The organism is Mycolicibacterium mageritense (assembly GCF_010727475.1).
In the GTDB taxonomy this organism is placed as follows: Bacteria; Actinomycetota; Actinomycetes; order Mycobacteriales; family Mycobacteriaceae; genus Mycobacterium; species Mycobacterium mageritense.
In genome coordinates, this window is sequence record NZ_AP022567.1 from 2,690,420 (window position 1) to 2,712,496 (window position 22,077).

Here is a 22,077-nt window from a genome sequence, read left to right on the forward strand (position 1 = left end):
GCCTGCGAGGCCGTCAGCACGGGTCATGGGAGAAGCACGGGTCATGGGAGAAGGAAGCACCCCGGCCCTCCCCACGGCCCGTCCCGGATGACACCGAGCACGGTGTCGGGCGTCAGGTCATGCGGATGCTCGAAATCGGTTGCCCACCATGTCGCTCCGGCCGCGGCGTACGGGGATACGTCGGTTCCTGGCGGCACGGGGACCACGACATCGTACGGTTCCGTGTGGTTCTGCCGCAGCCGCATCACCGAGTCGATGGCTTCCGCGAGCTGATCCGGATGCTCGAGGTTGACCGGAAAGAACCCGTCGTAACGCGCGGCGCGCCGCAACGGCTTCGTGTTTCCGGGAAACCCGGCGATCCAGACGGGAATGCTCGACTGCTGAGGGCGAGGCAGGAAGGTGACGTCGTCGACGCGGAAATGCTCGCCGCGGTGGTGCACAGGCGCACCCGCCCAGGCTTGTTCGAGGATCGCCAGCGATTCGTCGAGCATCGCCGCACGCACGCGATCGTCGGTCTCCTCGCCGAAACGGCTGTATTCGGCCCCGAAGGCATCGCTACCCACTCCGGCGCCCAGCACCAGGCGACCGCCACTGAGGATGTCGAGCGCCGCGGTCTCGCGCGCGACCTTGGCGGGACGCCGGCGTGCAAGTGGGGTGACCATCGGGCCGATGCGGATGGTCTGCGTGAGCGCGGCAACGGCCGCGAGCGTCACCCACGGGTCGGCCACGGAACGCACAGGCGGACGCCAGCACAGGTGATCCCACACGAACAGTCCGTCCCATCCCGCCTCCTCAGCGGCGACGGCGAGGCGTGCGACCACGCGCGGATCGGCGAGCTCGTCGAACAGCGGCAGCCAGACAGCGGATTTCATGATGCGGTATGCCTGACCAAGGCCGGGACGAACTGGTCCCACGCGGGCCTCAGCACGTCGTGTCCGGATCCGCGCAGGACGACGAGCTGAGACCCTGCAATCGCCTCGTGCAGGGCCTGGCCGTGGGGGACGCCGAAGACAGGATCGCATTCCCCTTGCACGACGAGGGTGGGCACGCGCACGTCGCGATAAGAACCACCCTGTGGGGCAACGAATTCCATGCGAAAGTGGTTGACCATTGCAGCCCTCAGGTCGACGCTGCGCGCGACGTCCTGGGCCGCGAGTGCCCGAACCTCCGCTTCATCGAAGTGCGGTGAGCGCCCGGCGTATGCCCGGATCGCGGCGACGATGTAGTCCACGGCCTCGTCGTCGTTCGCCATTTCGGGCATGCCGGGTGCCTCGACATGCCCGAACGGCAGATCCCCGGTGCTGGTGCTGACGAGGGTCAGGGTCGACACGCGGTCGGCGTGGTCGAGCGCAGCACCCAACGCGATCGCGCCCGACATGGACCGGCCGACGACGTGCGCCCGTTGCACGCGCAATGCGTCGAGCAGTCCGATGGCGTCGAGTGTCAAATCGGTTGACGTGTAACCGGGTTCACCGACGGGGTACGTGACGGAGCGGCCGGTGTCGCGTTGGTCGTACCGGATGACGTAGCGTCCCGCCGCGGCGATTCGCCGACAGAGCTCGGCCTCCCACCACACCATCGACGCGGACGCGCCGTGAATCAGCAGTATTGCGGGATCCTCTGGCGATCCGAAGGTTTGTGCGCAGATCCGGACACCGTTGATGGTGTGGAGCGTCTCGGGGGTCATAGTTCAGACGCTATTCTCGACGCTTTATTCAGAAAAGCGATTCTCTCTGATAATTATGATCGGTATGTACGATCATCAGGTGATCGATTTTCGCCACCTCGCCGCTCTGCAGGCCATCGCGGAGGAGGGCACGTTCGGTCGGGCGGCGGCGCGGCTGGGCTATACGCAGTCCACCTTGAGCCAGCAGATTCGCGCGCTCGAACGAAAGGTCGGCGGTGTACTTTTCGACCGCCCACGCGGTCCGAAGCCACCACAGCTGACACCTTTGGGGCGGCTCGTGTTGAGCGAAGGGGGCCAACTGTTGGCGCGGTATGACGGACTGGTGAGCTCGATCGAGCGGTTCAAGGCCGGTGATGGCCGCGTCGACATCGGCACGTTCCAAACCGTCACCAACGTACTCCTGCCTCCCGTGATGCGTCAGCTTCGAAAAGAGCACCCGCACTGCGACATCCGGCTGTACGAGGAGGAGACCGCCCGGCCCGCCCTCGGCGAACTCGACCTCATGTTCTTCGACGGGCCCGGTGGCGACGATGTGGACAGCAGGCTGCTGCTCGAAGATGACCACGTGCTCATCGCGCGCCGAGGCGACCTGCCGGCGGGACCGGTGCGGTTGCAGAGCCTCGATGCCGTGCCGATGGTGGCACTGCCGGCAATATGTGACCAGGCCCGGGTCGAAGCGGCATTCGCCGCGGCGCACGTCGTACCGCGGATAGTCTTTCGTACCGCGGACAACCAGGCGGTGGTGTCCACGGTCCGCGCGGGACTCGGCTGGGCGGTGATGCCGGTGCTGGCCTGCGATGTCCGTCCCGATGACTCCGAGCTCTCGCTGCACCCGCTGACCCCGCGGCTGCCGAGGAGACCCATCTACGTATTGACTGCCGGGGCGCTTTCCCCGTTGGCCACTCGTGTTGTCGAATTGGCGCGCAGGGCGGCCGCCGACCTCGTGGCGAGCCGCCCACGCGGTCCGGGCGAGCGCGTGCTCATCCCCAGGGCGTCAGCGCGGCGGTAGGGATATCCCTACACTCAAACGCGGGCGGACGGGATGGGAGTGACGCCAGTTGATGCCTAGCGTCGAGGATATGACCAAGACGGCGCAGCCTGAGCGAGTAGGCGTGATCCGCCAGCTCGGTGTCGACACCGCTTACCTCGTGCTCGGATTCCCGCTCGCCCTTGTCAGTTTCATCGTGATCGTGACCGGGCTGTCGGTCGGCCTCGGCACGGTGGTCATCGCTGTCGGCGTGCCCTTGTTGGCATGCGTACTGCTGGTTGCCCGCTTCTTCGCCGACATCGAACGGTTGCGGTTCCCCGCGGTGCTGCGCCGGCCGCGGATGCGGCCGACGTATCGGACCGCTCCCCGCGGTGCGGGCATCTGGCGGCGGTTCGTCACGCCGCTCACGCAGGGCCAGTGCTGGCTCGACGCGATGCACGCGATCGTGCACTTCCCGATCTCGGTGATCACGTTCAGCGTCGTGATCAGCTGGTGGGTCGCGGCGGTCGCGGGCACGCTGACCATCGCGTGGGACTGGAGCATTCCGCGGGGACCGGACAACACATCTCTCGCGCAACTGGTCGGGCTCGGTGACAGTGCCTTCGCGCGCATCGCCTTCCAGACGGCGATCGGCCTGGTCTGCTTGATCACCCTGCCGATCGTGGTCCGAGGGTGTGCCCTGCTCTCGGCCGGATTCAGCCGGATCCTGCTGACCGGAATGGCCGAAATGCGCCAGACCATCACGGTGCTGACCGAACAGAAGGCGGCGGCGGCATCGGCCGAGGCGATAGCGCTGCGCCGGCTGGAACGAGACATCCACGACGGGCCGCAACAGCGACTCGTGCGGCTCGCGATGGATCTGGGCCGCGCCCGTCAACAACTGGACAGCAACCCCCAGGCGCTACGGGACACCCTCGACGAGGCGATCAGCCAGACCCAGGAGTCCCTGAACGAACTACGCGCGTTGTCCCGTGGCATCGCCCCGCCGATCCTCACCGACCGTGGTCTGCCGAGTGCGCTTGCCGCACTTGCCGTTCGGTGCACCGTGCCGGTCGAGCTCGTGGTCGACCCCGAGCTCGGCACGACCGGCGGGCGGCTGGATCCGGCCGTGGAGACGGCCGTCTACTTCACGGTCGCCGAAGCTCTGACCAATGTGGCGAAGCACAGTGCCGCGGCCAACTGCTGGGTCACGGTGGCGCACGGTCCGGCCCGCGTCGGCGTCGAGATCGTCGACGACGGGGACGGCGGTGCCCACGTGGCGAAGGGACATGGTCTGGCCGGCCTCGTCGACCGGGTCCGGGCCAGCGGTGGCACTCTCACCGTGGTGAGCCCGGCCGGCGGGCCGACGACGATCGGAGTGGAGCTGCCGTGTTGAGAGTTGCGGTGGCCGATGATTCGGTTCTCCTGCGCGAGGGCCTGATTCGGCTGCTCACCGAGAACGGTCACGATGTGGTCGCTGCTGTCGGTGACGGGCCGTCACTTGTGCAGGCGATCGAAGACCACCGGCCGGACGTCTCCGTGGTGGACGTCCGGATGCCGCCGTCGCACACCGACGAGGGGCTCCGGGCCGCGGTCGAGGCACGTCGGCGGGTGTCCCGCTCCCCGGTGTTGGTCCTGTCCCAGTACGTCGAGGTCTCCTACGCCGACGACCTGCTCGCCGACGGTGTCGGCGCGGTGGGCTACCTGCTCAAGGACCGAGTGTCCGCCGTCACCGATTTCCTCGATGCGGTGAATCGGGTGGCTTCTGGTGGCACGGTGCTCGATCCGGATGTCGTCGCACAGTTGTTGGTGCGGCGTCGCCGGGACGATCCTCTGCGGCAGATGACCCTACGTGAGCAAGAGGTGCTCAGGCTGATGGCCGAGGGCCGGTCCAACACCAGCATCGCCCGCAGCCTGGTGGTCAGCAATGGTGCGGTCGAGAAATACATCGGCAGCATCTTCACCAAGCTCATGCTGCCGCCCGACAGTGAGCACAATCGGCGCGTGCTCGCGGTGCTGAGGTATCTCAGCGGCTGATCACGCAGTAGCGCCGGTTCGGTACGGAAATCGATTGATCAGCACACGAGGTGCTGACACAGCTGGTCGTAGGACCACGAAGTCAACCGGAACTGCCCGTCCCGAATGACTGCGACTGCAACGTCGTTCGCGTCCAGGCCGGAATGGTTGGCGGGCGAGAAGTGGTATTCGCCCTCAGGCGTGAGGCATCTCAACGAGTCCATCGCGCGCTGGACCGCGCGGGCGTCGTCGTCGCCTGCCGACTCGACGGCCGCGGCGATCAGTTGTACGGCGGTGTATCCGTCCACCGCGAACTGAGAGGGCGGTCGACCATGCCGGCGCTCAAAGGGGTCGCTGAGCGCGGAGATGGCGGTGCGGATCGGCGACGGCGGCAAGTCGGACCTGACACTGACCAAGGATGTCGCGACGATGATGCCGTCGGCGCCCGGACCGACTGCATCGACAAACGCCGGGCTCGCGGCACCGAGGCCGGCAACCATGGGAATGTTCAGGCGCGCAGCGCGGTACGCCAGCGCCAAGCCGATGGCCGGCGGACCCGTGACCCACGCCATCAAGGCTTGCGCACCGCTCTGGGCGATCGAGGTGACTGTAGGTGTGAAATCCTCGGTGTCCACCTCGAACGACTCGACCGCTACCGCGTCGATTCCGAACTGGCTCAACATGGATTCCTGTTGCGCCCACGCGACGCGGTTGAACACGCTGTCGGAGTCGAAGGCCACACCAATCCTGGTGAGGCCCTGATCACGCAGATACCTGAGCAATTGTACCGCCACCAAGCGACCTGTCGGCGGAGTCATGAAGACATATGGCCGCACCGGGTCGACCTGTGTGTGCGCAGCTCCCGTCGACACGTACACGACTTTGCGCTCGTCGGTGTAGGGCAGTACGGCCAAGCTTGCGTTGGAGAAAGACGTGCCGACGACGGCGGTGACCCCGTTGTCGGTCAGCCCGAGGTAGGCGTCGACGGCCCCCTGGGGCAGGCTGCGATCATCTACGGTCTTCAGCTCGACTCGCCGCCCGGTGAGCAGTCCGCCGGCGTCGTTGAGTTGCTGAACCGCCAGCTCCGCGCCGTCCCGATTCTCGGCGCCCATGTAGTTCGAGCCCGTCAACGACGCGACCAGGCCTATGACGATCGCGGCGGTATCGGACTGCGGCACGTTGTGGGACACCAACCACCTTCTGCCTCGGGCCTCGCGAAACGACTGCGGGAACGATATCGCGCGACTTGCGGCACGGATCGAGGTGCCGCTTCTGGACCGGTACCGGCCGCCGCGGATACGCTTCACGCCGTGACGCGATCCGCTTCACGGCGTGAAGTCCTCAGATCTGCCGCGGTGTTCGCGCCGGCATTGGCCGTCCCGGGCGCGCTGGCCGCGGCGCTCAGTACTCCGCGGGCCGTTGCCGAGGGTCTGCAGCTCATCGACTTCGCCGACCGGTTGGTGCAGCCCGAGCAGATCAAATCCGCAGGCTTCGGTGGCGCACTGGTGTACGTGTCCGAACTGCGGCCGGGAGCCACCTTCGACTTCAAGCCGGTCACCCGTGACTACGCCGACCGTCTCCGGTCAGCGGGGTTGCAGATCGTCAGTTGCTACCAGTTCGGCAAACCCGGCTGGCCGACCCCATCGGACTTCACCCGTGGTTACAACGGGGGTGTGGCCGACGCCCAGACCGCGGTGGGGCTGCACACCGCGGCCGGTGGCCCCGCGTCGGCGCCGATCTTCTTCAGCGTCGACGAGGACATCGATGCCACAACGTGGAAAACCTTGGCAGCCCAGTGGTTTCGGGGAATCAACTCCGTCTTGGGAGTGGCGCGCACCGGAATCTATGGCGGCAGGCGCCAGTGCGGCTGGGCCATCGCCGACGGTGTCGTCGGTTCCTCGACCAGCCCGGGTTACCGCTGGGCGTGGCAGACCAAGGCATGGTCGCGGGGCGAGCGCGAGCCGGCCGCGGTGCTGTTCCAGCGCGAAGTCGTCACGGCATCCGACCCGGGTTTCGTGATCGACGGCGTACACGTCGACGTGAATGACGTTCTCGCAGCCGATTTCGGCCAGTGGGACTTACCCCGATAGCGCCGGTCAGCCCGTGCGCACCGACAGTTCGTTACCGCGGCGCGGTTCGAACGGCAGCGGCATGGATCGGTACCCGTTGCCGGGATTGCGGACATAGGTGAGGTAGTCACCCGTCTCGTCGACAGCGTTCTCTGCGATGACCAGAGCGCCTGGCGCCAACCGGGTTTCGAGAAGTCGCAGCACCGGGAGATACAGGCTCCATGCCCCGTCGAGCAGGACCAGATCGACCTGGCCACCGACGTCGTCGCGAAGTGTTTCAAGGGCGTCGCCGACGCGGATCTCCACGACGTCGGCCAAGCCGGCGGCGGCCAGATTGTCTTGCGCGCGACCGGCTTTGGTCGGCTCCAGTTCGGTGCTGATGAGATGACCTCCGCCGCCATCGCGGACGGCCGCCGCGAGATGGATCGTCGAGATGCCGAATGACGTCCCGAACTCCACGATGTTCTTCGCCTGGCGGGCGCGTGCACAGATGTAGAGGAAGCGGCCGAGCTCGGCCGACACGTTCAGGTAATTGTCGGCGAACTCGCGGTAGACAGCCTTGTAGTCTGCGGCTTCGCGCGCCAGCAGTTTCGCGATCTCCTCGCCGTTGTCGGCCAGTGCGTCGGCCCATTGCGCCTCCAGTGACCCGTCGGCGGCTTGCGCCTCGGCGAACAGCCGGTTCAGCACGTCGGCGACAGGCGGTGAGGTGAGGGTGTCCATGGATAGCTCCCTTGGTCGGTTCCGGGTGTCAGATGACGAACTAAGGGTTACCTAACAAAAGTGGTTGCACCACCGCTAATGTGACGGTCGATGCCGGAAACCCGCCAACCTGTCGTCCCGCCGACCTACCCGGCGGGCGCGCCGCACAGCACTGGGTGGCTCACCGACGGCGTCCACATCGGCGTGCACCGCCACACCGAAGGTCAGCTGGTATATCCGGCGTTCGGCGCCCTGGCCACCACGACCGAGCGCGGAACGTGGGTGGCGCCCGCGAACCGCGTGACCTGGACCCCGCCCGGATTTGCGCATTCGCATCGCTTCTACGGCAGGACGGATGTCCGCATAGTCGTCGTCCCTGTCGAACTGTGCTGCGAACTGGCGCGACAGCCCAGTGTGTTCGCGGTGAGTTCGCTACTGCGCGAGGCGATCTTGGCGCTCACCGATCGGCGCGAGACCCGTCGCGGCGCCTACGAACGGTTGCGGGCGGTGGTGCTCGACGAGCTTGTCGAAGCCCCCGAGCAGCCGCTGCACCTGCCCGAACCACGCGACGACCGGCTGCGTGCCGTTACGGATCTGCTGTATGCCGACCCGGCCCGGCCCGCGACCTTGGGCGAACTCGGCCGGACCGTCGGAGCGAGTGAACGTACCTTGAGCCGGCTGTTCCACACCGAGTTCGGGATGAGTTTTCACCGTTGGCGCACCATATTGCGGGTCCATCACGCCTTGCTTCATCTCACCAACGGCTGGTCGGTCACCGCCACCGCCGTGGAGTGCGGGTGGTCGAACCCGACGAGTTTCATCGACGCCTTCACGTCGGTTGTCGGTCAGACCCCGGGCCGCTACCAGGCCGAGCTGGACCGGCCGTGAACTCGCCGGCTCAGCGGAAGCGCACGTGCATGGTCGCCAGGCCGAAGATCTTCCGGTCACCGGACTTCGCCGCGACAATGACGATGCCCGAGCGGGTTTCGGGATCCAGCGACTTGACTCGCCCGCTGAACTCGATGTCGGCACCTTCGGCGGCAGACACGATCGCCGGCTGTGACAGCCGCACGGCGTAGCGGGTGACCGCACCCGGGTCGCCCGTCCACGCGGAGGCGAATCCGGCGCCCAGCCCCATGGTGAGCATTCCGTGGGCGATCACGTCGGGCAGGCCTGCCAGTTTGGCGATGTCCTCGTCCCAGTGAATCGGGTTGGCATCGCCGGCCACGCCGGCATAGTTGACGAGGTCGCCGCGGGACAGCCGGGTGTGATGCACCGGCAGCGCGTCGCCCACCTTGACGTCGTCGAAGGACGGTGTCCCCGGTACGCGGGTCGTGCCGGCCTCGGCGATGTGGATGTCGCCCTCGGGACGCACCGTCTTCTCGTAAGGAGCCTCGGATTCCCCGACTCCGAGGATGTTCACGTCGTGCATCATCGCCTTCTGCACGGCGGCCTTGATCGTGGGATCGACATCCTCGGCGGTGAGGCCGACGACGGTGGTGTGCAGGGTGTGCACCCGCTCGCCCGCGGTGTCGGTGAAGGTGTTGGTGACGGTGATGAGGTCTCGGCCCGCGATGCGGCGGACCGACGACAGTTCGACGTCGACCGACAGGTCGTCGCCCGAGACGATCGGGCGGTGCTGCTCGAAGACCTCTTCGGTCTGCAGGTAGGTGTCGTAGCCGACAACCACCGACTCGAAGAGATGGCGGTTGGCTGCCATGGCCGGGGTCGAGGTGAACGTCAGCGGCGCGACCAGGCCCGAATAGCCCAGCTTGGCGGCGGCGTCGAGATCCCAGTGTGCCGGGTGGTAGTCCTGCACGGCTCGGGCGTACTCACGTACCTTTTCGCGGCCGACCAGGTAGGTGTCATCCACCTGGTAGTAGTGGCCGACGCGGGATTCGAGTGTCGACGTATCTGCTGCGGTCATGGCTTTGCTCAACTTTCCGGTCGGCATATTCGCTGAAGCCGACCTGAGCACACTAACGCGCGCACAGTGCTGCGATACAAGTCGAGGCGCCGCCGCTACGGCACGATCAGTGTCCCCGCGTCCGACGCCGCCTTCTGCAGCTCCGGAATCGTCATGTCGGCGTAGGCGGCGTTGACCGCGCCCATCGGGCTGCCCAGCCAGGGCACGACACCGGGATCCGGCGTGACGCCAAGGTGGTAGGCCTGCACGCCGGGCAGGTGGTACTGGAAGAAGTTGCCGAGGATATCGACGATGAAGATCGCGCTGCCGATGGGGCTGGTGCCCCACAGCGCCGAGGCGTTCGTGAGTGGTATCGCGGCGGCGGGGTCGCCGATCATCACGATCGAGCCGTAGTGCGGCTTGCTACCGCCCCCGGGCACATACTCCGGCATGAACGGCTGCAGGCCGGGCAGGTCGGTCGAGAAGTAGGCCGCGGTGTCGCCGTAGGTGAGGATGTTGACGAATCCGGAGTTGGCGCCGTTGCCAGGGACCGTGGAGTTGAGGCCGGGGCTTTCGAAACCGATGCCGCCCAACCCGGTTTGCTGAGCGACGTAGGCCGCCTCCCACCCGCCGAGCGAGTGGCCGGTGACGAAGATGTCTTCCCTTCGGTAACCCTGTGCGATCGCGGCCGCCTCCACCTCCTGCTCGAAGGCCAGCGAGTCGGTGAACGCCTGAGGTGTGGTGTCGGTGAAGATCACCTGGGCGTCGGTGATCACCTGGGAGACCGCGATGAACGGGTTGGCCAACAGGTTCGTGCCGCCCGTGGTGCCCTGGTAGGCGATGATGATCTGGCCGTCGGGCGTCACCCATGCCTTGCCCGACGAGCCCGACAGCACGTTCGTGGATTCCATCTGCTTGCCGTCGACCGTGAACGGCTTCAAATCACCCGGTTGCCCGCCGAGCACGTACTCGGCAGTCGCGGCGTTGAGGAACTGTTCCACCGTCGGGGTCTTGCCCGTGGTGGGGCCCGTGTAGACGAGCTTGGGCGGCTCTTGTTGTCCGGCTGGGGCTTTGGTCAGGCCGAGCTTCTCTTCGACGCCGCGGAACGCCGCCCACAGCGCTTCGTCGATGGGATCGAAGTTGATCGGGCTCTTCGGCCCGTTGGCCGACGTGGTGATGTCCAGCGTTTCCAGGACGGCGTTCACGACGCGGCCCGGAATCGCGGCGATCTGCTCGATCGGTGACAGCGGCTCTGGCTCGCTCGGCGCAGTGGGCGAGGTGGGGGAGGGCGCCACCGCGGCGACTCTGGCGATCTGGCGGGTCGGTTCCGCGGTGAGCTTGGGCGTGACCGCGGTGACGGCCTCGGTCACCTTGTCCACCACGGTGGTCACCTGTGCCACGGCGGTATCTCTCGCCGGCGCCGGCGGGGTATCTGTCGCCGTCAGGCGTTTCGTCGCGGTGCGGGGTAGCGAAATCGGGGATTTGCGGGTCGGGCGATCTGCGGCGCCGGGGACATCGATCCGGATCGGAGCCTCAGGCTTCGTGCCGTGGAATATTCCGCCGAGGGTTTCGGCAATCGAGTCAGCCTGCTCGGCAAGAGTTTTCGGCTTGTCGCTGCTCCGCTTGCGGGGCGGTGCTTCGGTATCCGAGTCCGTAACCGAATCCGCATCGGACGACGCTTCGCCGCTGGTCCCCGCGTCATCGGTCTTTGTCTTCGGCTGCGGCCGGTTCTGCCGCTGCCCGTGACCGAACGCGGGCTTCTTGGGCCCCTTGTTGGTGTGCGTGCTCGACTGGCTCGATGTCTTGTCCGCGGCCTTGTCCGACGAATCCGGTGCACTCGATGTGCCAGCGGCGTCAGGTTCCGCCCACGCCACCGCGTGTCCGCTCGCGCCGGCGATGCCGATGCCGATCCCGACCACCGCGACGGAAAGTCCGTACCGGATCGGTCTACGGTTCTTCGGGCAGCGTGGATCTTGCACCATTATCGATGTCCCCCTTGACATTCCACCGTGATGTCCGTTGCTCCGGTCGCGATTGGACCGGCCGCGGCGAACACGAGTCGGCTCAATATATGACATCGCGTGATGTCATTCTTGGCTTTTGACAGAGGAATGCCGATCCAGGCGATTGGGCGGCGCAGGCCCGTCCACGTCAAAGCTGCGAGCCATCGTCCGTTGGAGTGCAGCTGTTGCCTTCACTGCTCGCCAGATACCAATAATTGGTATCTTGGCGGCGTGGGTAAGAACACGTCATTCAGCCTCGACGAGCATTTCAGCTCTTTCATCGAGGAGGAGGTCGCATCGGGCCGGTACCGCTCGGCCAGCGATGTCGTTCGTACAGCACTGCGACTGCTGGAGGACCGTGAGACCCGCCTGCGGGCATTGCGTCGGGAACTCATCGCCGGTGAACGAAGCGGCGAATCAACACCGTTCGACTTCGATCAATTCATCGCGGGCAAGCGAACTGAAGAACCCCGCGCGCGGTGAGTCGTTATGTCCTTTCACCCGCTGCGCGGGCGGACCTGGAATCAATCTGGGATTACACGTGTGAACGATGGGACATCAAGCAGGCGGAGGAATACGTCCGTGAAATCCAGCTCGCGGTCGAACGTATCGTCGCGAATCCCATGATCGGACGGGCGTGCGACGACGTCCGCCCCGGATACCGCAAGCACGCTGTCGGATCCCATACGCTGTACTACCGGATCGGCGGTGGCGACATGGTTGACGTTGTGCGCATCCTCCACCAACGAATGGACGTGGACCGGTACTTCGACTGAACGCTGCCGGCTAATGTCCCGCGTTGCGCGCCAGGTCGATGGCGTACTGGCTCACGAAGCGGCCCGCCTGCGGCTCGCCGCGGTCGCATGTTCCGTCGGATTCGCCGGGACGCTTGACCCACAGGTAAGCATCGGCGTGCGGTCCGGCGGTGGCCGTCGTGGGCGGCGTGCCGAGTGCGCGGCCCGTGGGGTTGCACCAATAGAGCGCGTCGTCGGTCGGGCCCGCGCCGTTGCGTGACGTGTCGATCACGTAGTGCGCCCCGTTGGTCTGCGCCGAAATCGCCTCGCCGTAACCGATCTCCTCATCGGTGGTGAAGAAGTTCGCGGTGTTGAGACTGAATCCCCGCGCCTTGGCGACGCCGACCTGGTTCAGCCGCGCGGCCATGTCGTCGGCGCTGAGCCAGCGCGAGTGCCCGGCGTCGATGTACACGGCCGTGCCGGGGTTGCGGGTAAGCGTGTCGACGGCGTAGCCCATCAGGTCGAAGCGTTCCTGGCGCTGATCGGCCGACAGGCAGTCGGCCATGGCGAGCGCGTCGGGTTCGAGGATGACCGCTGCCGGCCCACCGCCGATGGCTGCGGCAACGCCGTCGATCCACCCACGGTATGCCGCGCCCGACGAGAAACCGCCGGCGGCGAAGCTGCCGCAGTCGCGGTGCGGGATGCCGTAGAGCGCCAGCACCGGCCGGGTGCCCGCGGCCTGCGCCGCGGCGATGTACTTCGCGTCGACCGCCGGAGTCGAGGCCTGGTCCATCCAGTACGCCTGCGGAGTGTTGGCGATCGCGGCCAGTTGGGGGCTCGCGGGATCCGCCTGCGCGGCGCGCATCGCCGCGGATTTGGGGTTGACGTAGAACGGCATGCCGTCCAGCGGGTTGGCCTCATCGACCAGGCGGATCGCCGGGGCGGGATCGACCGGAGCCGGGGCGGCGGCGAGACCCACGCCTACCACTGTGGCAACTGTCAGGAAAGGAGCGATACACCGCGCGACTGCACCAGCAGCTGAGGACATCACCCCAGAAAAATAATGGGGCGACGTGGCGATCGCCAATCCGGGTGACACTTGGGGCTGGGCTTACCGATGCCGTCCCGTCGTGACGACGGGGCGTTCCTCGGATTCACCGTCGTTGGCGCTGGGGTCGGGTGCCAACATGACGGCGGTGATCGGGACGACGAGCGCGAGCAGGCCGATCACGAAGACCGGGAACAGGAACGAGAACACCTCGGGACCGGCAGGCACGGGCATCGTGCGGTCGACGGTCACCCGGACCGCGGCCATGCCGGTGAAGTGCATGCCGACGACGGCGACACCCATCACGAGGCCCGCGATGAACCGCAGCCCGCGTGACTTGAGGACGAGCGTGAACCACAGGGCGGCGGTTGCCGCGACGACGGCGATCAGGAACGACAGCGCCACGAGGAACTTGTCGTAGGAGATCGTGCCCTGGATCTGCACCGCCCACATGCCGGTGTAGTGCATGACCGCCACCGCCAGGCCCGTGATCACGCCGCCGGCGATGAGCCGGCGCAGATCGAACGTGCGGCCGCTGGTGATCAGCCCGATGAACACCGCCGAGATGGCCAGCACGGCCGACGCGATGGTCCAGCCGAGGTGGTAGCGGACAACGGTGTTCGGGACCGCGAAGCCCAGCATCGCGATGAAGTGCATGAGCCAGATGCCGACACCGCCGATCGCGATCGACGCCATGAGCAGCCAGCGCAGCCGGTCGCGTTCGTTGTCCGCGCGGGCGCTGCAGCGGGTACATGCCAGGCCGACGACCGAGCCGGTCACGGAGACGATGTACGCCAGGAACAGCAGCCAGAGGCCCATGTCGAAGTGGTGTACGTGGTGGTTCATTTTCGGTTCCTAGCGATGTGGATCAGGGCGCTGTGGCCGCGAGGCGGTCCAGCGCATACGAGGTGATGGCGATCAGTGCGTTCTTCGCCGAATCGCGTTGCCGTGCATCGACGTTGATGATGGGAACGCCCGGCGACACGGCGAGCGCCTCACGTAGGTCGTCGGCATCGTGTACGGGGGCGTCGTCGAACTGGTTGACGGCGATCAGGAACGGCAGGCTGCGCGCCTCGAAGAAGTCGACGGCGGCGAAGCTGTCCTCGAGCCTGCGGGTGTCGACCAGCACCACGGCACCGATCGCGCCGTGGACCAGGTCGTCCCACATGAACCAGAACCGGCGCTGGCCGGGCGTGCCGAACAGATACAGCACCAGGTCGTCCGCGATCGTGATGCGGCCGAAATCCATGGCGACCGTGGTGGTTTCCTTGCCGGGGATCGCTTCGAGATCGTCGTGACCCTGCGACGCGTTCGTGACGAGGGCTTCGGTGCGCAGCGGCGCGATCTCCGACACGGCGCCGACGAACGTGGTCTTGCCGACGCCGAAGCCGCCTGCGATCACGATCTTTGTCGACGACACCGCGGCGTCAGAGTCAGAGGGCGCGTAAGCCACTGAGTGTCCTTTCGATGAGTCGGCGCCGCTCCGTTGCGGTCGAACGGTCGGTCAGCGTGGCGTGCACGCGAAGGTGTCCGCTCTCCACGAGATCGCCGACCAGCACCCGCGTGACGCCGATCGGCAGACCGGCGTACGCGGAGATCTCGGCGATGGACGGCCGCCGGCCGCACAACCGGACGATGACGGCGTGGACGTCGCCGGGCGCCACGTCGAGTTCGTCGCTCGACACCAGGGCCTCCACGGGAGCCTCGATCGGCATCTCGATGCGGGCCCGGGTGCGCCCGCCCGTCAACGTGTACGGCCGGGCACGGCTCGCCGACTGCTTCTGCTCAGGCCTGTTCATGCTGAGCGTCATCAAACTCCCTGCGCGGCACGCGGAGTCGCCTGGATGGTCTTGCCGACCCGGTCGACGAGCAACGCCATCTCGTACCCGACCTGCCCGATGTCGCATGACACGGACGCCAGCGTCGCGAGATACGAACCGTTCCCGACACCCATCAACAGCAGGAAGCCGTCGTCCATCTCGACGATCGACTGGCGCACGTTGCCCGCCTCGAACAGCCGGGCGGCACCGGTCGACAGGCTCGCCAGACCCGATGTCACCGCGGCCAACTGCTCGGCGCGATCGGCGGGCAGATGCGAATTCGACGCCATCAGCAGGCCGTCGGCCGACACCAGGATCGCGTGCGACACGCCCGGCACGTCGCGGACGAAGTTCGACACGAACCAGTCGAGGGTTCGCTTGGTGGCAGCAGCAGATCCGGCCGTCCGATCGTCTGGTTGCGTGCCGGTGTTCATCGGTCTCCTTCGGTTCGGCGATCTGCTGCATCGGTTTCGGCTCGGCCCCTACGGACACCGGCCAGCTGCCGGCTCAGGATGTCCCGGATCGCTCCGGGATCCTTCCCCACGTCTGCTCTCGCGCCGGACCCGGGTAGGGCGTCGTCCGGCACCAGGCGGGCGCCCCGCTCGCGGATCGGCAATCCGGAGGCGGTGTGCCGCTTGGGCTCCTGTTCGGCGGCGTTCGCGGCGGCGGCCCAGCCCGCGTCGGTGGCGCTGACCCAGGCGCGCGCGCGTGACTCGGGCGCGGTCGGGTCCATGAGCCATTCGGACGTCATGCGCTCGAAGATCGGCGCGCTCTCGGACTCGACGTCGAGCCGCGCCGTCGGCGCCGACGCACGTTCGGCGGGTGCCGGGGACTGCGTCGACGCGGTAGCGGTCGCCGCAGTAAAGAAGGAAAGCGCGTTCGGCCGGGCCTGGGGTGCCGGCTCCTCGGCGGGCGCAGGCTCGGGTGCGGTCATGCCGTTCGCGGCGCCGACCGCGCCGTTGACACCGCTGGCACCAGGAGACCGCTTGGGCAGCGTGCTGCCGTTGCGGGCCGTGTGGACCGCACCGTTCGATCCACCCGCCGGGCTCGCCGTGGGAGCACCGTTGGGCTGCGGCGCGTGATCCGGCGCGGGCCCGGATCCGGTCATCCGAGGCGTGTCGGAGAACAGGCTGGTACGCGCGTCGTCGGCGGGATCCACGAACCCGGCAGGCGGGGCGATCAGTGTGCCGGGCAGGTGCACGCTCGCGGTCACACCGGGCCGATCGGTCAACCCGGCGGTGGTGCGCAGGCGCACGGTCGCGTCGTGCCGGCGCGCCAGCCGCCCGACGACGAACAGGCCCATTCGCTTGGCGGTCTCGGAGGTGACCTCGCCACCGAGCGCGAGGCGTTCGTTGGCCGCGGACAGATCTTCCTTCGGCATGCCGAGGCCGCGATCGGCGACCTCGACCAGCACGCCGCCGTCGACCGCGCGTCCGACCGTCACCACGACCGGTGCCTCGGGCGGTGAGTACCGCAGTGCGTTGTCGAGCAGCTCGGCGATCAGGTGGCCGATGTCTCCGGCGGCCGGCCCGACGATCGAGACGTCGACCATCTGGCCGACCTGGACACGGCGGTACTCCTCGACCTCGGACATCGCGGCGCGCAGCACGTCCGGCAACGTGACCGGGCCCGAGGTGCGGTGGCGTTCCGCGGTGTCGGCGAGCACCAGCAGGTTGTCGCCGTTGCGTCGCATACGGGTCGCGAGGTGATCGAGCCGGAAGAGATGCTCGAGGCGCGCGGGATCTTCCTCGTCGAGTTCCAGTGCCTCGATCAGGGCCAGCTGCTCTTCGACCAGCGACCTGCTGCGCCGGGAGAGGGTTTCGAACATGTCGCCGATCTGCAGGCGTACACCGTGCTCGCTCGCGAGGCGCACAGCCTGCGAGTGGATGTCGTCGATCGCGCGTGCCAGCTGCCCGACCTCTTCGTTGGTGCGGACCGGCAGCGCGGTGATCTCGGGAAGACCGCCGCCCTTGCTGAGCCGTTCGATCTCCTCGGGCAGCTCGACCTGGGCGACGTGCAGGGCACCGCGACGCAGACGTCCGATGGAGCGGATCAGGGACCGGCCGACGGCCAGCGCGAAGACCAGGGCGGCCAACACCGCGCCGAGGATGATCGCGGTGTCGCGCAGCGCGTCGGACCGCAGCGCGTTGGCGCGGGTGCGCAGCGTGTCATCGAGATCGGACGCCAGCTGCTGCGTCATCGTGCGGTACTGGTCGACGCTCGCCTGCATAGCGCCGGTGAACTCGGCGGTGTCCACGGGCTCGCCGAGCGGGCGGGTGTAGGTGGCGCGGCGAACGTCGGAGGCTCCGCGCAGCGTCGCGTCCTCATCGGACAGGGCCAGCTGGTCGAGGCGATCGATCGCCGCGGCTTCCGCGCCTGCGGCGTCCGCGGCCGCGGTCCGCAACTCGACCGAGTCGGCGAAACCGGGCGTGGTGGTCAGCACCCGCTGGGTGGTCAGCGCGCGTTGCGCCGCGAGGGCGGACACGAGCTGCTCCGCCAGCGGCCGGACCGTGGCGTCGTCGACCGACGAAGTGGTGGTCGCGATGGCCGAGATGACCCCGGTCGTGGCACTGCGCGCACGGTCGGCGAGCTGTGGCTGCGGGACGGCGCCCGCCCCGATCTCGTCGCGCAGCGTCTTGGCCGTCGAGGACGCGGTGGTCAGCTCGGCCGCGACTGTCGGGTCGAGTTCAGCCGATGCGGTCAGCGATGCGAGCGCAGCCGCGCTCGTGTCGAACTGTTCGAGCGGCTCGTCGAGCGGGGCGCCCGAGGCCGCCGCGTAGGCGAGGCCGTCGAGCCGGTCGACCAGCTCGACGGCAGGTACGACGATCGCGGCGCTGTCGGACGCGACCTTCAACTCCGACGCCGCAGAGAGCTCGTTGTAGATCCGGACCGCGCCGAATGTCGCCGCCAGCAGAATGGGCAGGATCAGCGTCGCCGCGACCTTCCAGCGCAGCGGCCATCCTTCTATAGATGCTCGTGACACCGTCGATTGCGCATGTTCACCGACGTTCGGAGCATGTGCATCCACGGCCGTACCACCCTTCGACCGAGCTAATTGACGTTCAGGTAGCTGAACTCGGCCACCGCACAGGCTAGATGAGGGGTAACGATTCTGCATCGACGGGGCTAACCGCGGCGGGTTCGCTGGCGCATCCGCGTCAATTGTGCAGTGCGCCTACATGGGCGTTCTCCCGAAAGTAAGAAAACCCTACGATTGTCGGTTTGACGGCCGACGGCCTCATCCGCCCTGCGGCCGAACAGGCTTCGGCAGCCGCCGTTTCAACCGTGCGCTCCGGAGAATCTGGATCGCCATGTTGGTCGACGTGAGCATCGGGAACACACCGAGGAACGTCCGCTCGGAGGGAGTGCGCCCGTGCAACTGCTCGAGGCTGCCGAAGACGTAGAAGCAGCCGAGGCAGAACAGGGTCGCGGGAACGGCGAGCGCCAAGACGCTGCCTCGGTCGGCGAGCACCTGCCGCGCGAGGCCCAGTTCGTCGTCGGAAAGGGGTTCGCGTCTGCGGACCTTGCGCAGCGTCGCCGCCAGCACACCGATGCCCAGCTCGGCCGTGACGTGCGCGCGGCCCGTCATCCGCCTCGCGAACACGAACGCGACGACGGCGAACACCCAGATCAGGGCGAACGAGATGATCGCCAGGATGCCGTAGAGGCTCGACGTCGTCATGTGGTCACGCCTCCTGCAGCTGCCGGGTCCGGTGCCGGCGTAACGGCCGCTGGCGGATGAAGGTGGGCCACCAGAACCACGGGCCGAGCAACCGCAGCAGGCACGGCACGATGAACGACCGCACGATCAGGGTGTCGAGCAGCAGGCCGATGCACACCGTCGAGCCGACCTGCCCGATGGTGCGCAGATCACTGATGAGCATTGCCAGCATCGTGAACGCGAACACCAGGCCGGCGGACGTCACGACGCCACCCGTACTCCCGAGCGCGCGGATCAGCCCGGTGTTCAGCCCGGCGCCGGTCTCCTCCTTGACACGCGAGATCAGCAGCAGGTTGTAGTCCGAGCCGACCGCGACCAGGATGATGAAGGTCAGCGGCAGCACAAGCCAGTGCAGATGCAGGCCGATCAGGTGCTGCCACACCAGGATTGACAGGCCGAACGCACCCGCGTAGGAGAATGCCACCGTGCCTGGGATGACCAGCGCCGCGACCAGGCTTCGGGTCAGGTAGAGCATGATCAGGAAGATCAACACGATCGCGGCGATCGCCACGATCAGCAGATCGGACGCGGCATAGGCTTTGATGTCCTTGTTGTTCGAGCCCGCTCCGCCGATGTAGATCTTGGCGCCCGCCAGCGAGGTCTCCTTGAGCGCGGCCTGGATCGCGTCGGGGAACTGGTTGACGTGATCGATGCCCTCCGGGCCCATGGCGTTGCCCTCGTGGGTGACGATGAACCGGGCGGCCTTGCCGTCGGGGGACATCATCAGCTGCATACCGGTCTTGACGTCCTCGTTGTCGAAGGCCTCACGGGGGATGTAGAAGAAGTCGTCACTGCGGGACTGGTCGAAGTCGTTGCCCACGTTGATGAGGTCGTAGTACGTCTGATCCGTCTGCGTGGACTGCAGATGCGCGGGTCCGTAGTTGTTGGTGATGACACCGAGCAACGACCGGCTGTCCGACATCATCCGCTCCAGCTGCGAGATCATCTGCGGCAGCAGGCGATCGATGGCCTCGAACGATGTCACGGCGTCGGCGATCTGCGCGTCAAGACTGTCGATGCCGTCGAGCGAGTCGAACAGCGAGCGCATCGCCCAGCACCCCGGGATGTCGAAACAATGGGGTTCCCAATAGAAGTAGTTCTTCAACGGCCGCAGGAAGTCGTCGAGATTGGATATCCCTGCGTTCATGTCGTCGGTGACCTGCTTGAGGTTCTCCAGCGTGAGCACCGTCGAATGCAGTTCGTCGGCCATCTGCTGGGTCAGCCCGATCACCTTCTGCAGCACCTCGACCGAACGCGCCTGGATCGCGGCCTGCCGGTCGGTGTTTTCGTTCTGTTGTTCGGTGAACGGCAGTTGCTGACCGCTTCCGCTGCCCTGTGTGGTGAACAGGTACGGAATCGTGGCGTGCTCGAGCGGCCGGCCCAGCGGGCGCGTGATGCTCTGCACCATCGCGACACCCGGGAGCCGGATGAGGCTCTTGGCGACGCGGTCCAGCGAGATGAAGTCCGCAGAGTTGCGCATGTCGTGGTCGCTTTCGACCATCAGCATCTCGCTGAACAGCTTGCTCTGCGAGAAGTGCCGGTCCGCCGCTTCGAAACCGACGTTGGCCGGACCATCGGCAGGTTGGTAGGCCCGGTCGTCGTAGCTGACCCGGTACGTCGGGACGAACACCGCTCCGATCATCACGACGGCGCAGCTTGCGACGAACACGGGTTTCGGCCATCGCACCACGCTCGTCGCGATTCTCCGGTACAGCACGCCTTTGGTGGCCTTACGCGGGTCGAACAGGCCGAACAGGCTGCCGAGTGTGAGGATCGCCGGCGCGAGTGACAGGGCGGCGGCGATGGTGAACAACATGCTGATGGCCACCGCGGGGCCCATGGTGTGGAAGTAGTCCAGCCGGGCCAGACTGAGGCAGTAGCAGGCGCCTGCAATGGTCAGGCCCGAGCCGATGATCACGGGGGCGACGCTGCGGTAGGCGGTGTAGAACGCGTCTTCGCGGCTCTCGCCGTGCTGCCTGGCCTCCTGATACCGGCCCAGCAGGAAGATGCCGTAATCCGTTCCCGCGCCAAGGGTCAGCGCGACGACGATGTTCACCGCAAACGAAGACAACGGGATGACGCCGAAATGCCCCAGCGTGGCGATGACGCCTTTGGCGACAAGCATTTCGATCAAGACGCTGACCAGCGGCACCAGCAGGTTGGGCAACGAGCGGTAGACCACGAGCAGCATGATGACGATGAGGATGATCGTCAGGATCGTGATGTTGTTGAGGCTGGAGTTGGCGATCGTCAGGGTGTCCGACGCCAGCGGCGCGGCCCCGCTGACGTAGACCTTGAGGCCCGGTGGCGGGGTGTCGTGGGCGATGATGTCCCGGACGGCGTCGACGGACTCGTTCGCCTGGAGTTGGCCGATGTTGCCCGCGAGCCGCAACAACACGAAAGTCGCCTTGCCGTCGACACTTTGGGCGCCGGCAGCGGTGATCGGCTTGCCCCACAGGTCCATGACGTACTGAACATGCTCGCGATCCTGCTTGAGCCGGTTCATCAGGTCGTCGTAGTACCTGTGGTCGCCGTCGTCGAGCGGGCGGTCGGCTTCAAGAACCACCATGGTCAGGCTCGTGGAGGTGGATTCCTGGAACTTCTCGCCGATGCGCAGCATCGCGACCTGTGACGGCGCGTAGCTGGGAATCATCGATCCGGCGAGTTGCTCGGCGACCCGTTCGACCTGAGGGATGAAGGTGTTGGTGGTGACGGCCAGCAGCCCCCAGAACACGATGATCGGTACGGCCAGCACCCGCACGGTGCTCGCGACCAGCGGCCTGCCTGCCCGGTGTGCGCTCACGCGGACTTCACCCGGCAGGTCACATCGGCTTCGGAGTGGGTCGACGATTGTTCGTCGCGCACAACGCCGTTGACCAACATCCGGCAGCCGACCTCACCGCCGTTGACCTGTGCCGACATACTGCCGGACACGACGGTCAAGGTGGTCGTCTCGGTGTGCGACCACGGCAGCTCGGTGAGATCCACCTTGTGCGGATGCCCGTCGATGTCGACGTAACTCAAGATTCCGCCGTCGCCGATGGAGCCGAACAGCTCGTACGTGAGCTCTTTCGGCGTGAACTGCTCGGGCGCCTGCGCGGCGAGGACCGTCGGCACCGGCACCGGCTCGGACATCTGGTGCACCTTCCAGACGCCGAGCCCGCCCACGCCGAGGGCGACGACGGTCACCAGAGCGAGCCATCCCTGCTGCAGGAAGGTGCGGCGTGGCGAGCGTCGGAGCACGCGATCATTCGCGGGCTTGTCCACGATCATGATGGCAACTTATATCGCATATAGGAACCAATGCTCAAGACGTACGTCGCGCCTACGCGATGTTCACAGCAACCTGACAGGAGGCGCGGTTAGGCAGATATCGAGAAAATCGCAAGTATTGACCGGAGTTACCG

The 22,077-nt window shown here is 66.8% G+C and carries 22 protein-coding genes; 7 read left to right on the forward strand and 15 right to left on the reverse strand.

What is annotated here, in order from left to right:
• Positions 1 to 41: 41 nt before the first annotated feature.
• Both G6N67_RS12640 and G6N67_RS12645 read right to left on the reverse strand, forming a co-directional pair.
• Positions 42 to 872: an LLM class flavin-dependent oxidoreductase gene (locus tag G6N67_RS12640; protein WP_036430679.1), complete on the reverse strand. Its 831-nt coding sequence runs from the start codon at positions 870 to 872 to the stop codon at positions 42 to 44.
• Positions 869 to 1,687 carry an alpha/beta fold hydrolase gene (locus G6N67_RS12645; protein ID WP_036430681.1) on the reverse strand — a complete coding sequence of 273 codons (819 nt, stop codon included), beginning with the start codon at positions 1,685 to 1,687 and terminating at the stop codon, positions 869 to 871. The genes G6N67_RS12640 and G6N67_RS12645 overlap by 4 nt, the downstream gene beginning before the upstream one ends.
• Before the next feature lie 79 nt (positions 1,688 to 1,766).
• Between G6N67_RS12645 and G6N67_RS12650 the strand changes: the two genes are divergently transcribed.
• From G6N67_RS12650 to G6N67_RS12660, 3 genes are all read left to right on the forward strand, one after another.
• The gene (locus G6N67_RS12650) at positions 1,767 to 2,696 is read left to right on the forward strand and encodes a LysR family transcriptional regulator (RefSeq protein ID WP_197747962.1); all 930 of its coding nucleotides are present in this window, start codon (positions 1,767 to 1,769) and stop codon (positions 2,694 to 2,696) included.
• A 70-nt stretch (positions 2,697 to 2,766) separates the two neighbouring features.
• The gene (locus tag G6N67_RS12655) at positions 2,767 to 4,050 is read left to right on the forward strand and encodes a sensor histidine kinase (RefSeq protein WP_230021274.1); all 1,284 of its coding nucleotides are present in this window, start codon (positions 2,767 to 2,769) and stop codon (positions 4,048 to 4,050) included.
• The gene (locus G6N67_RS12660; protein ID WP_036435010.1) at positions 4,047 to 4,691 is read left to right on the forward strand and encodes a response regulator transcription factor; all 645 of its coding nucleotides are present in this window, start codon (positions 4,047 to 4,049) and stop codon (positions 4,689 to 4,691) included. The genes G6N67_RS12655 and G6N67_RS12660 overlap by 4 nt, the downstream gene beginning before the upstream one ends.
• A 38-nt stretch (positions 4,692 to 4,729) precedes the next feature.
• On the opposite strand, the gene G6N67_RS12665 is transcribed toward G6N67_RS12660, so the two are convergent.
• A complete protein-coding gene (locus tag G6N67_RS12665) occupies positions 4,730 to 5,860 on the reverse strand; it encodes an ABC transporter substrate-binding protein (protein ID WP_051578596.1) in 1,131 nt (376 codons plus the stop codon).
• Between the two features lie 120 nt (positions 5,861 to 5,980).
• Here G6N67_RS12665 and G6N67_RS12670 point away from each other — a divergent pair, with 120 nt between their 5' ends.
• The gene (locus G6N67_RS12670) at positions 5,981 to 6,760 is read left to right on the forward strand and encodes a DUF1906 domain-containing protein (RefSeq protein WP_036430684.1); all 780 of its coding nucleotides are present in this window, start codon (positions 5,981 to 5,983) and stop codon (positions 6,758 to 6,760) included.
• Between the two features lie 6 nt (positions 6,761 to 6,766).
• On the opposite strand, the gene G6N67_RS12675 is transcribed toward G6N67_RS12670, so the two are convergent.
• On the reverse strand, positions 6,767 to 7,459 hold the full coding sequence (locus G6N67_RS12675; protein ID WP_036430686.1) for an O-methyltransferase: 693 nt from the start codon (positions 7,457 to 7,459) through the stop codon (positions 6,767 to 6,769).
• 90 nt (positions 7,460 to 7,549) lie between these two features.
• Between G6N67_RS12675 and G6N67_RS12680 the strand changes: the two genes are divergently transcribed.
• Positions 7,550 to 8,326, forward strand: a complete 777-nt coding sequence (locus G6N67_RS12680; protein WP_036430688.1) for an AraC family transcriptional regulator — start codon at positions 7,550 to 7,552, stop codon at positions 8,324 to 8,326.
• A 10-nt stretch (positions 8,327 to 8,336) separates the two neighbouring features.
• Here the strand turns inward: G6N67_RS12680 and G6N67_RS12685 are convergent, their stop codons facing one another.
• Both G6N67_RS12685 and G6N67_RS12690 read right to left on the reverse strand, forming a co-directional pair.
• Positions 8,337 to 9,365 carry a fused (3R)-hydroxyacyl-ACP dehydratase subunits HadA/HadB gene (locus G6N67_RS12685; protein ID WP_036435013.1) on the reverse strand — a complete coding sequence of 343 codons (1,029 nt, stop codon included), beginning with the start codon at positions 9,363 to 9,365 and terminating at the stop codon, positions 8,337 to 8,339.
• 95 nt (positions 9,366 to 9,460) lie between these two features.
• Entirely contained in the window at positions 9,461 to 11,326 is a 1,866-nt protein-coding gene (locus G6N67_RS12690) for a hypothetical protein (RefSeq protein ID WP_036430690.1), read from the reverse strand.
• A gap of 252 nt (positions 11,327 to 11,578) precedes the next feature.
• Between G6N67_RS12690 and G6N67_RS12695 the strand changes: the two genes are divergently transcribed.
• Entirely contained in the window at positions 11,579 to 11,830 is a 252-nt protein-coding gene (locus G6N67_RS12695; protein WP_036430692.1) for a type II toxin-antitoxin system ParD family antitoxin, read from the forward strand.
• Entirely contained in the window at positions 11,827 to 12,123 is a 297-nt protein-coding gene (locus tag G6N67_RS12700) for a type II toxin-antitoxin system RelE/ParE family toxin (RefSeq protein WP_036430693.1), read from the forward strand. The genes G6N67_RS12695 and G6N67_RS12700 overlap by 4 nt, the downstream gene beginning before the upstream one ends.
• Before the next feature lie 10 nt (positions 12,124 to 12,133).
• Here the strand turns inward: G6N67_RS12700 and G6N67_RS12705 are convergent, their stop codons facing one another.
• The 9 genes from G6N67_RS12705 to G6N67_RS12745 all read right to left on the reverse strand — a co-directional run bounded on the left by G6N67_RS12705 (position 12,134) and on the right by G6N67_RS12745 (position 21,943).
• Positions 12,134 to 13,129 carry a glycoside hydrolase family 6 protein gene (locus G6N67_RS12705; RefSeq protein WP_063835106.1) on the reverse strand — a complete coding sequence of 332 codons (996 nt, stop codon included), beginning with the start codon at positions 13,127 to 13,129 and terminating at the stop codon, positions 12,134 to 12,136.
• 63 nt (positions 13,130 to 13,192) lie between these two features.
• Positions 13,193 to 13,975: an MHYT domain-containing protein gene (locus G6N67_RS12710; RefSeq protein ID WP_036430695.1), complete on the reverse strand. Its 783-nt coding sequence runs from the start codon at positions 13,973 to 13,975 to the stop codon at positions 13,193 to 13,195.
• 22 nt (positions 13,976 to 13,997) lie between these two features.
• A complete protein-coding gene (locus G6N67_RS12715; protein ID WP_036430697.1) occupies positions 13,998 to 14,582 on the reverse strand; it encodes a GTP-binding protein in 585 nt (194 codons plus the stop codon).
• Positions 14,563 to 14,940 (reverse strand): DUF742 domain-containing protein, encoded by a 378-nt coding sequence (locus tag G6N67_RS12720; RefSeq protein WP_036430699.1) that lies wholly within the window; start codon positions 14,938 to 14,940, stop codon positions 14,563 to 14,565. The genes G6N67_RS12715 and G6N67_RS12720 overlap by 20 nt, the downstream gene beginning before the upstream one ends.
• Entirely contained in the window at positions 14,940 to 15,383 is a 444-nt protein-coding gene (locus G6N67_RS12725) for a roadblock/LC7 domain-containing protein (protein WP_051578597.1), read from the reverse strand. The genes G6N67_RS12720 and G6N67_RS12725 overlap by 1 nt, the downstream gene beginning before the upstream one ends.
• On the reverse strand, positions 15,380 to 17,977 hold the full coding sequence (locus tag G6N67_RS12730; RefSeq protein ID WP_051578598.1) for a sensor histidine kinase: 2,598 nt from the start codon (positions 17,975 to 17,977) through the stop codon (positions 15,380 to 15,382). Before G6N67_RS12730 ends, G6N67_RS12725 begins: the two co-directional genes overlap by 4 nt.
• 210 nt (positions 17,978 to 18,187) lie before the next feature.
• Positions 18,188 to 18,631 (reverse strand): hypothetical protein, encoded by a 444-nt coding sequence (locus tag G6N67_RS12735; RefSeq protein ID WP_036430701.1) that lies wholly within the window; start codon positions 18,629 to 18,631, stop codon positions 18,188 to 18,190.
• Between the two features lie 4 nt (positions 18,632 to 18,635).
• Positions 18,636 to 21,491 carry an MMPL/RND family transporter gene (locus G6N67_RS12740; RefSeq protein ID WP_036430704.1) on the reverse strand — a complete coding sequence of 952 codons (2,856 nt, stop codon included), beginning with the start codon at positions 21,489 to 21,491 and terminating at the stop codon, positions 18,636 to 18,638.
• On the reverse strand, positions 21,470 to 21,943 hold the full coding sequence (locus G6N67_RS12745; protein ID WP_051578599.1) for an MmpS family transport accessory protein: 474 nt from the start codon (positions 21,941 to 21,943) through the stop codon (positions 21,470 to 21,472). The genes G6N67_RS12740 and G6N67_RS12745 overlap by 22 nt, the downstream gene beginning before the upstream one ends.
• Between the last annotated feature and the right edge of the window lie 134 nt (positions 21,944 to 22,077).

What these genes read in the sequence shown, in the direction of transcription:
- G6N67_RS12640 (WP_036430679.1), bottom strand. Translation starts at nt 872, where the DNA reads ATGAAATCCGCTGTCTGGCTGCCGCTGTTCGACGAGCTCGCCGATCCG.
- G6N67_RS12645 (WP_036430681.1), bottom strand. Translation starts at nt 1,687, where the DNA reads ATGACCCCCGAGACGCTCCACACCATCAACGGTGTCCGGATCTGCGCA.
- G6N67_RS12655 (WP_230021274.1), top strand. Translation starts at nt 2,767, where the DNA reads ATGACCAAGACGGCGCAGCCTGAGCGAGTAGGCGTGATCCGCCAGCTC.
- G6N67_RS12675 (WP_036430686.1), bottom strand. Translation starts at nt 7,459, where the DNA reads ATGGACACCCTCACCTCACCGCCTGTCGCCGACGTGCTGAACCGGCTG.
- G6N67_RS12680 (WP_036430688.1), top strand. Translation starts at nt 7,550, where the DNA reads ATGCCGGAAACCCGCCAACCTGTCGTCCCGCCGACCTACCCGGCGGGC.
- G6N67_RS12685 (WP_036435013.1), bottom strand. Translation starts at nt 9,365, where the DNA reads ATGACCGCAGCAGATACGTCGACACTCGAATCCCGCGTCGGCCACTAC.
- G6N67_RS12690 (WP_036430690.1), bottom strand. Translation starts at nt 11,326, where the DNA reads ATGGTGCAAGATCCACGCTGCCCGAAGAACCGTAGACCGATCCGGTAC.
- G6N67_RS12705 (WP_063835106.1), bottom strand. Translation starts at nt 13,129, where the DNA reads ATGTCCTCAGCTGCTGGTGCAGTCGCGCGGTGTATCGCTCCTTTCCTG.
- G6N67_RS12710 (WP_036430695.1), bottom strand. Translation starts at nt 13,975, where the DNA reads ATGAACCACCACGTACACCACTTCGACATGGGCCTCTGGCTGCTGTTC.
- G6N67_RS12720 (WP_036430699.1), bottom strand. Translation starts at nt 14,940, where the DNA reads ATGACGCTCAGCATGAACAGGCCTGAGCAGAAGCAGTCGGCGAGCCGT.
- G6N67_RS12725 (WP_051578597.1), bottom strand. Translation starts at nt 15,383, where the DNA reads ATGAACACCGGCACGCAACCAGACGATCGGACGGCCGGATCTGCTGCT.
- G6N67_RS12735 (WP_036430701.1), bottom strand. Translation starts at nt 18,631, where the DNA reads ATGACGACGTCGAGCCTCTACGGCATCCTGGCGATCATCTCGTTCGCC.
- G6N67_RS12745 (WP_051578599.1), bottom strand. Translation starts at nt 21,943, where the DNA reads ATGATCGTGGACAAGCCCGCGAATGATCGCGTGCTCCGACGCTCGCCA.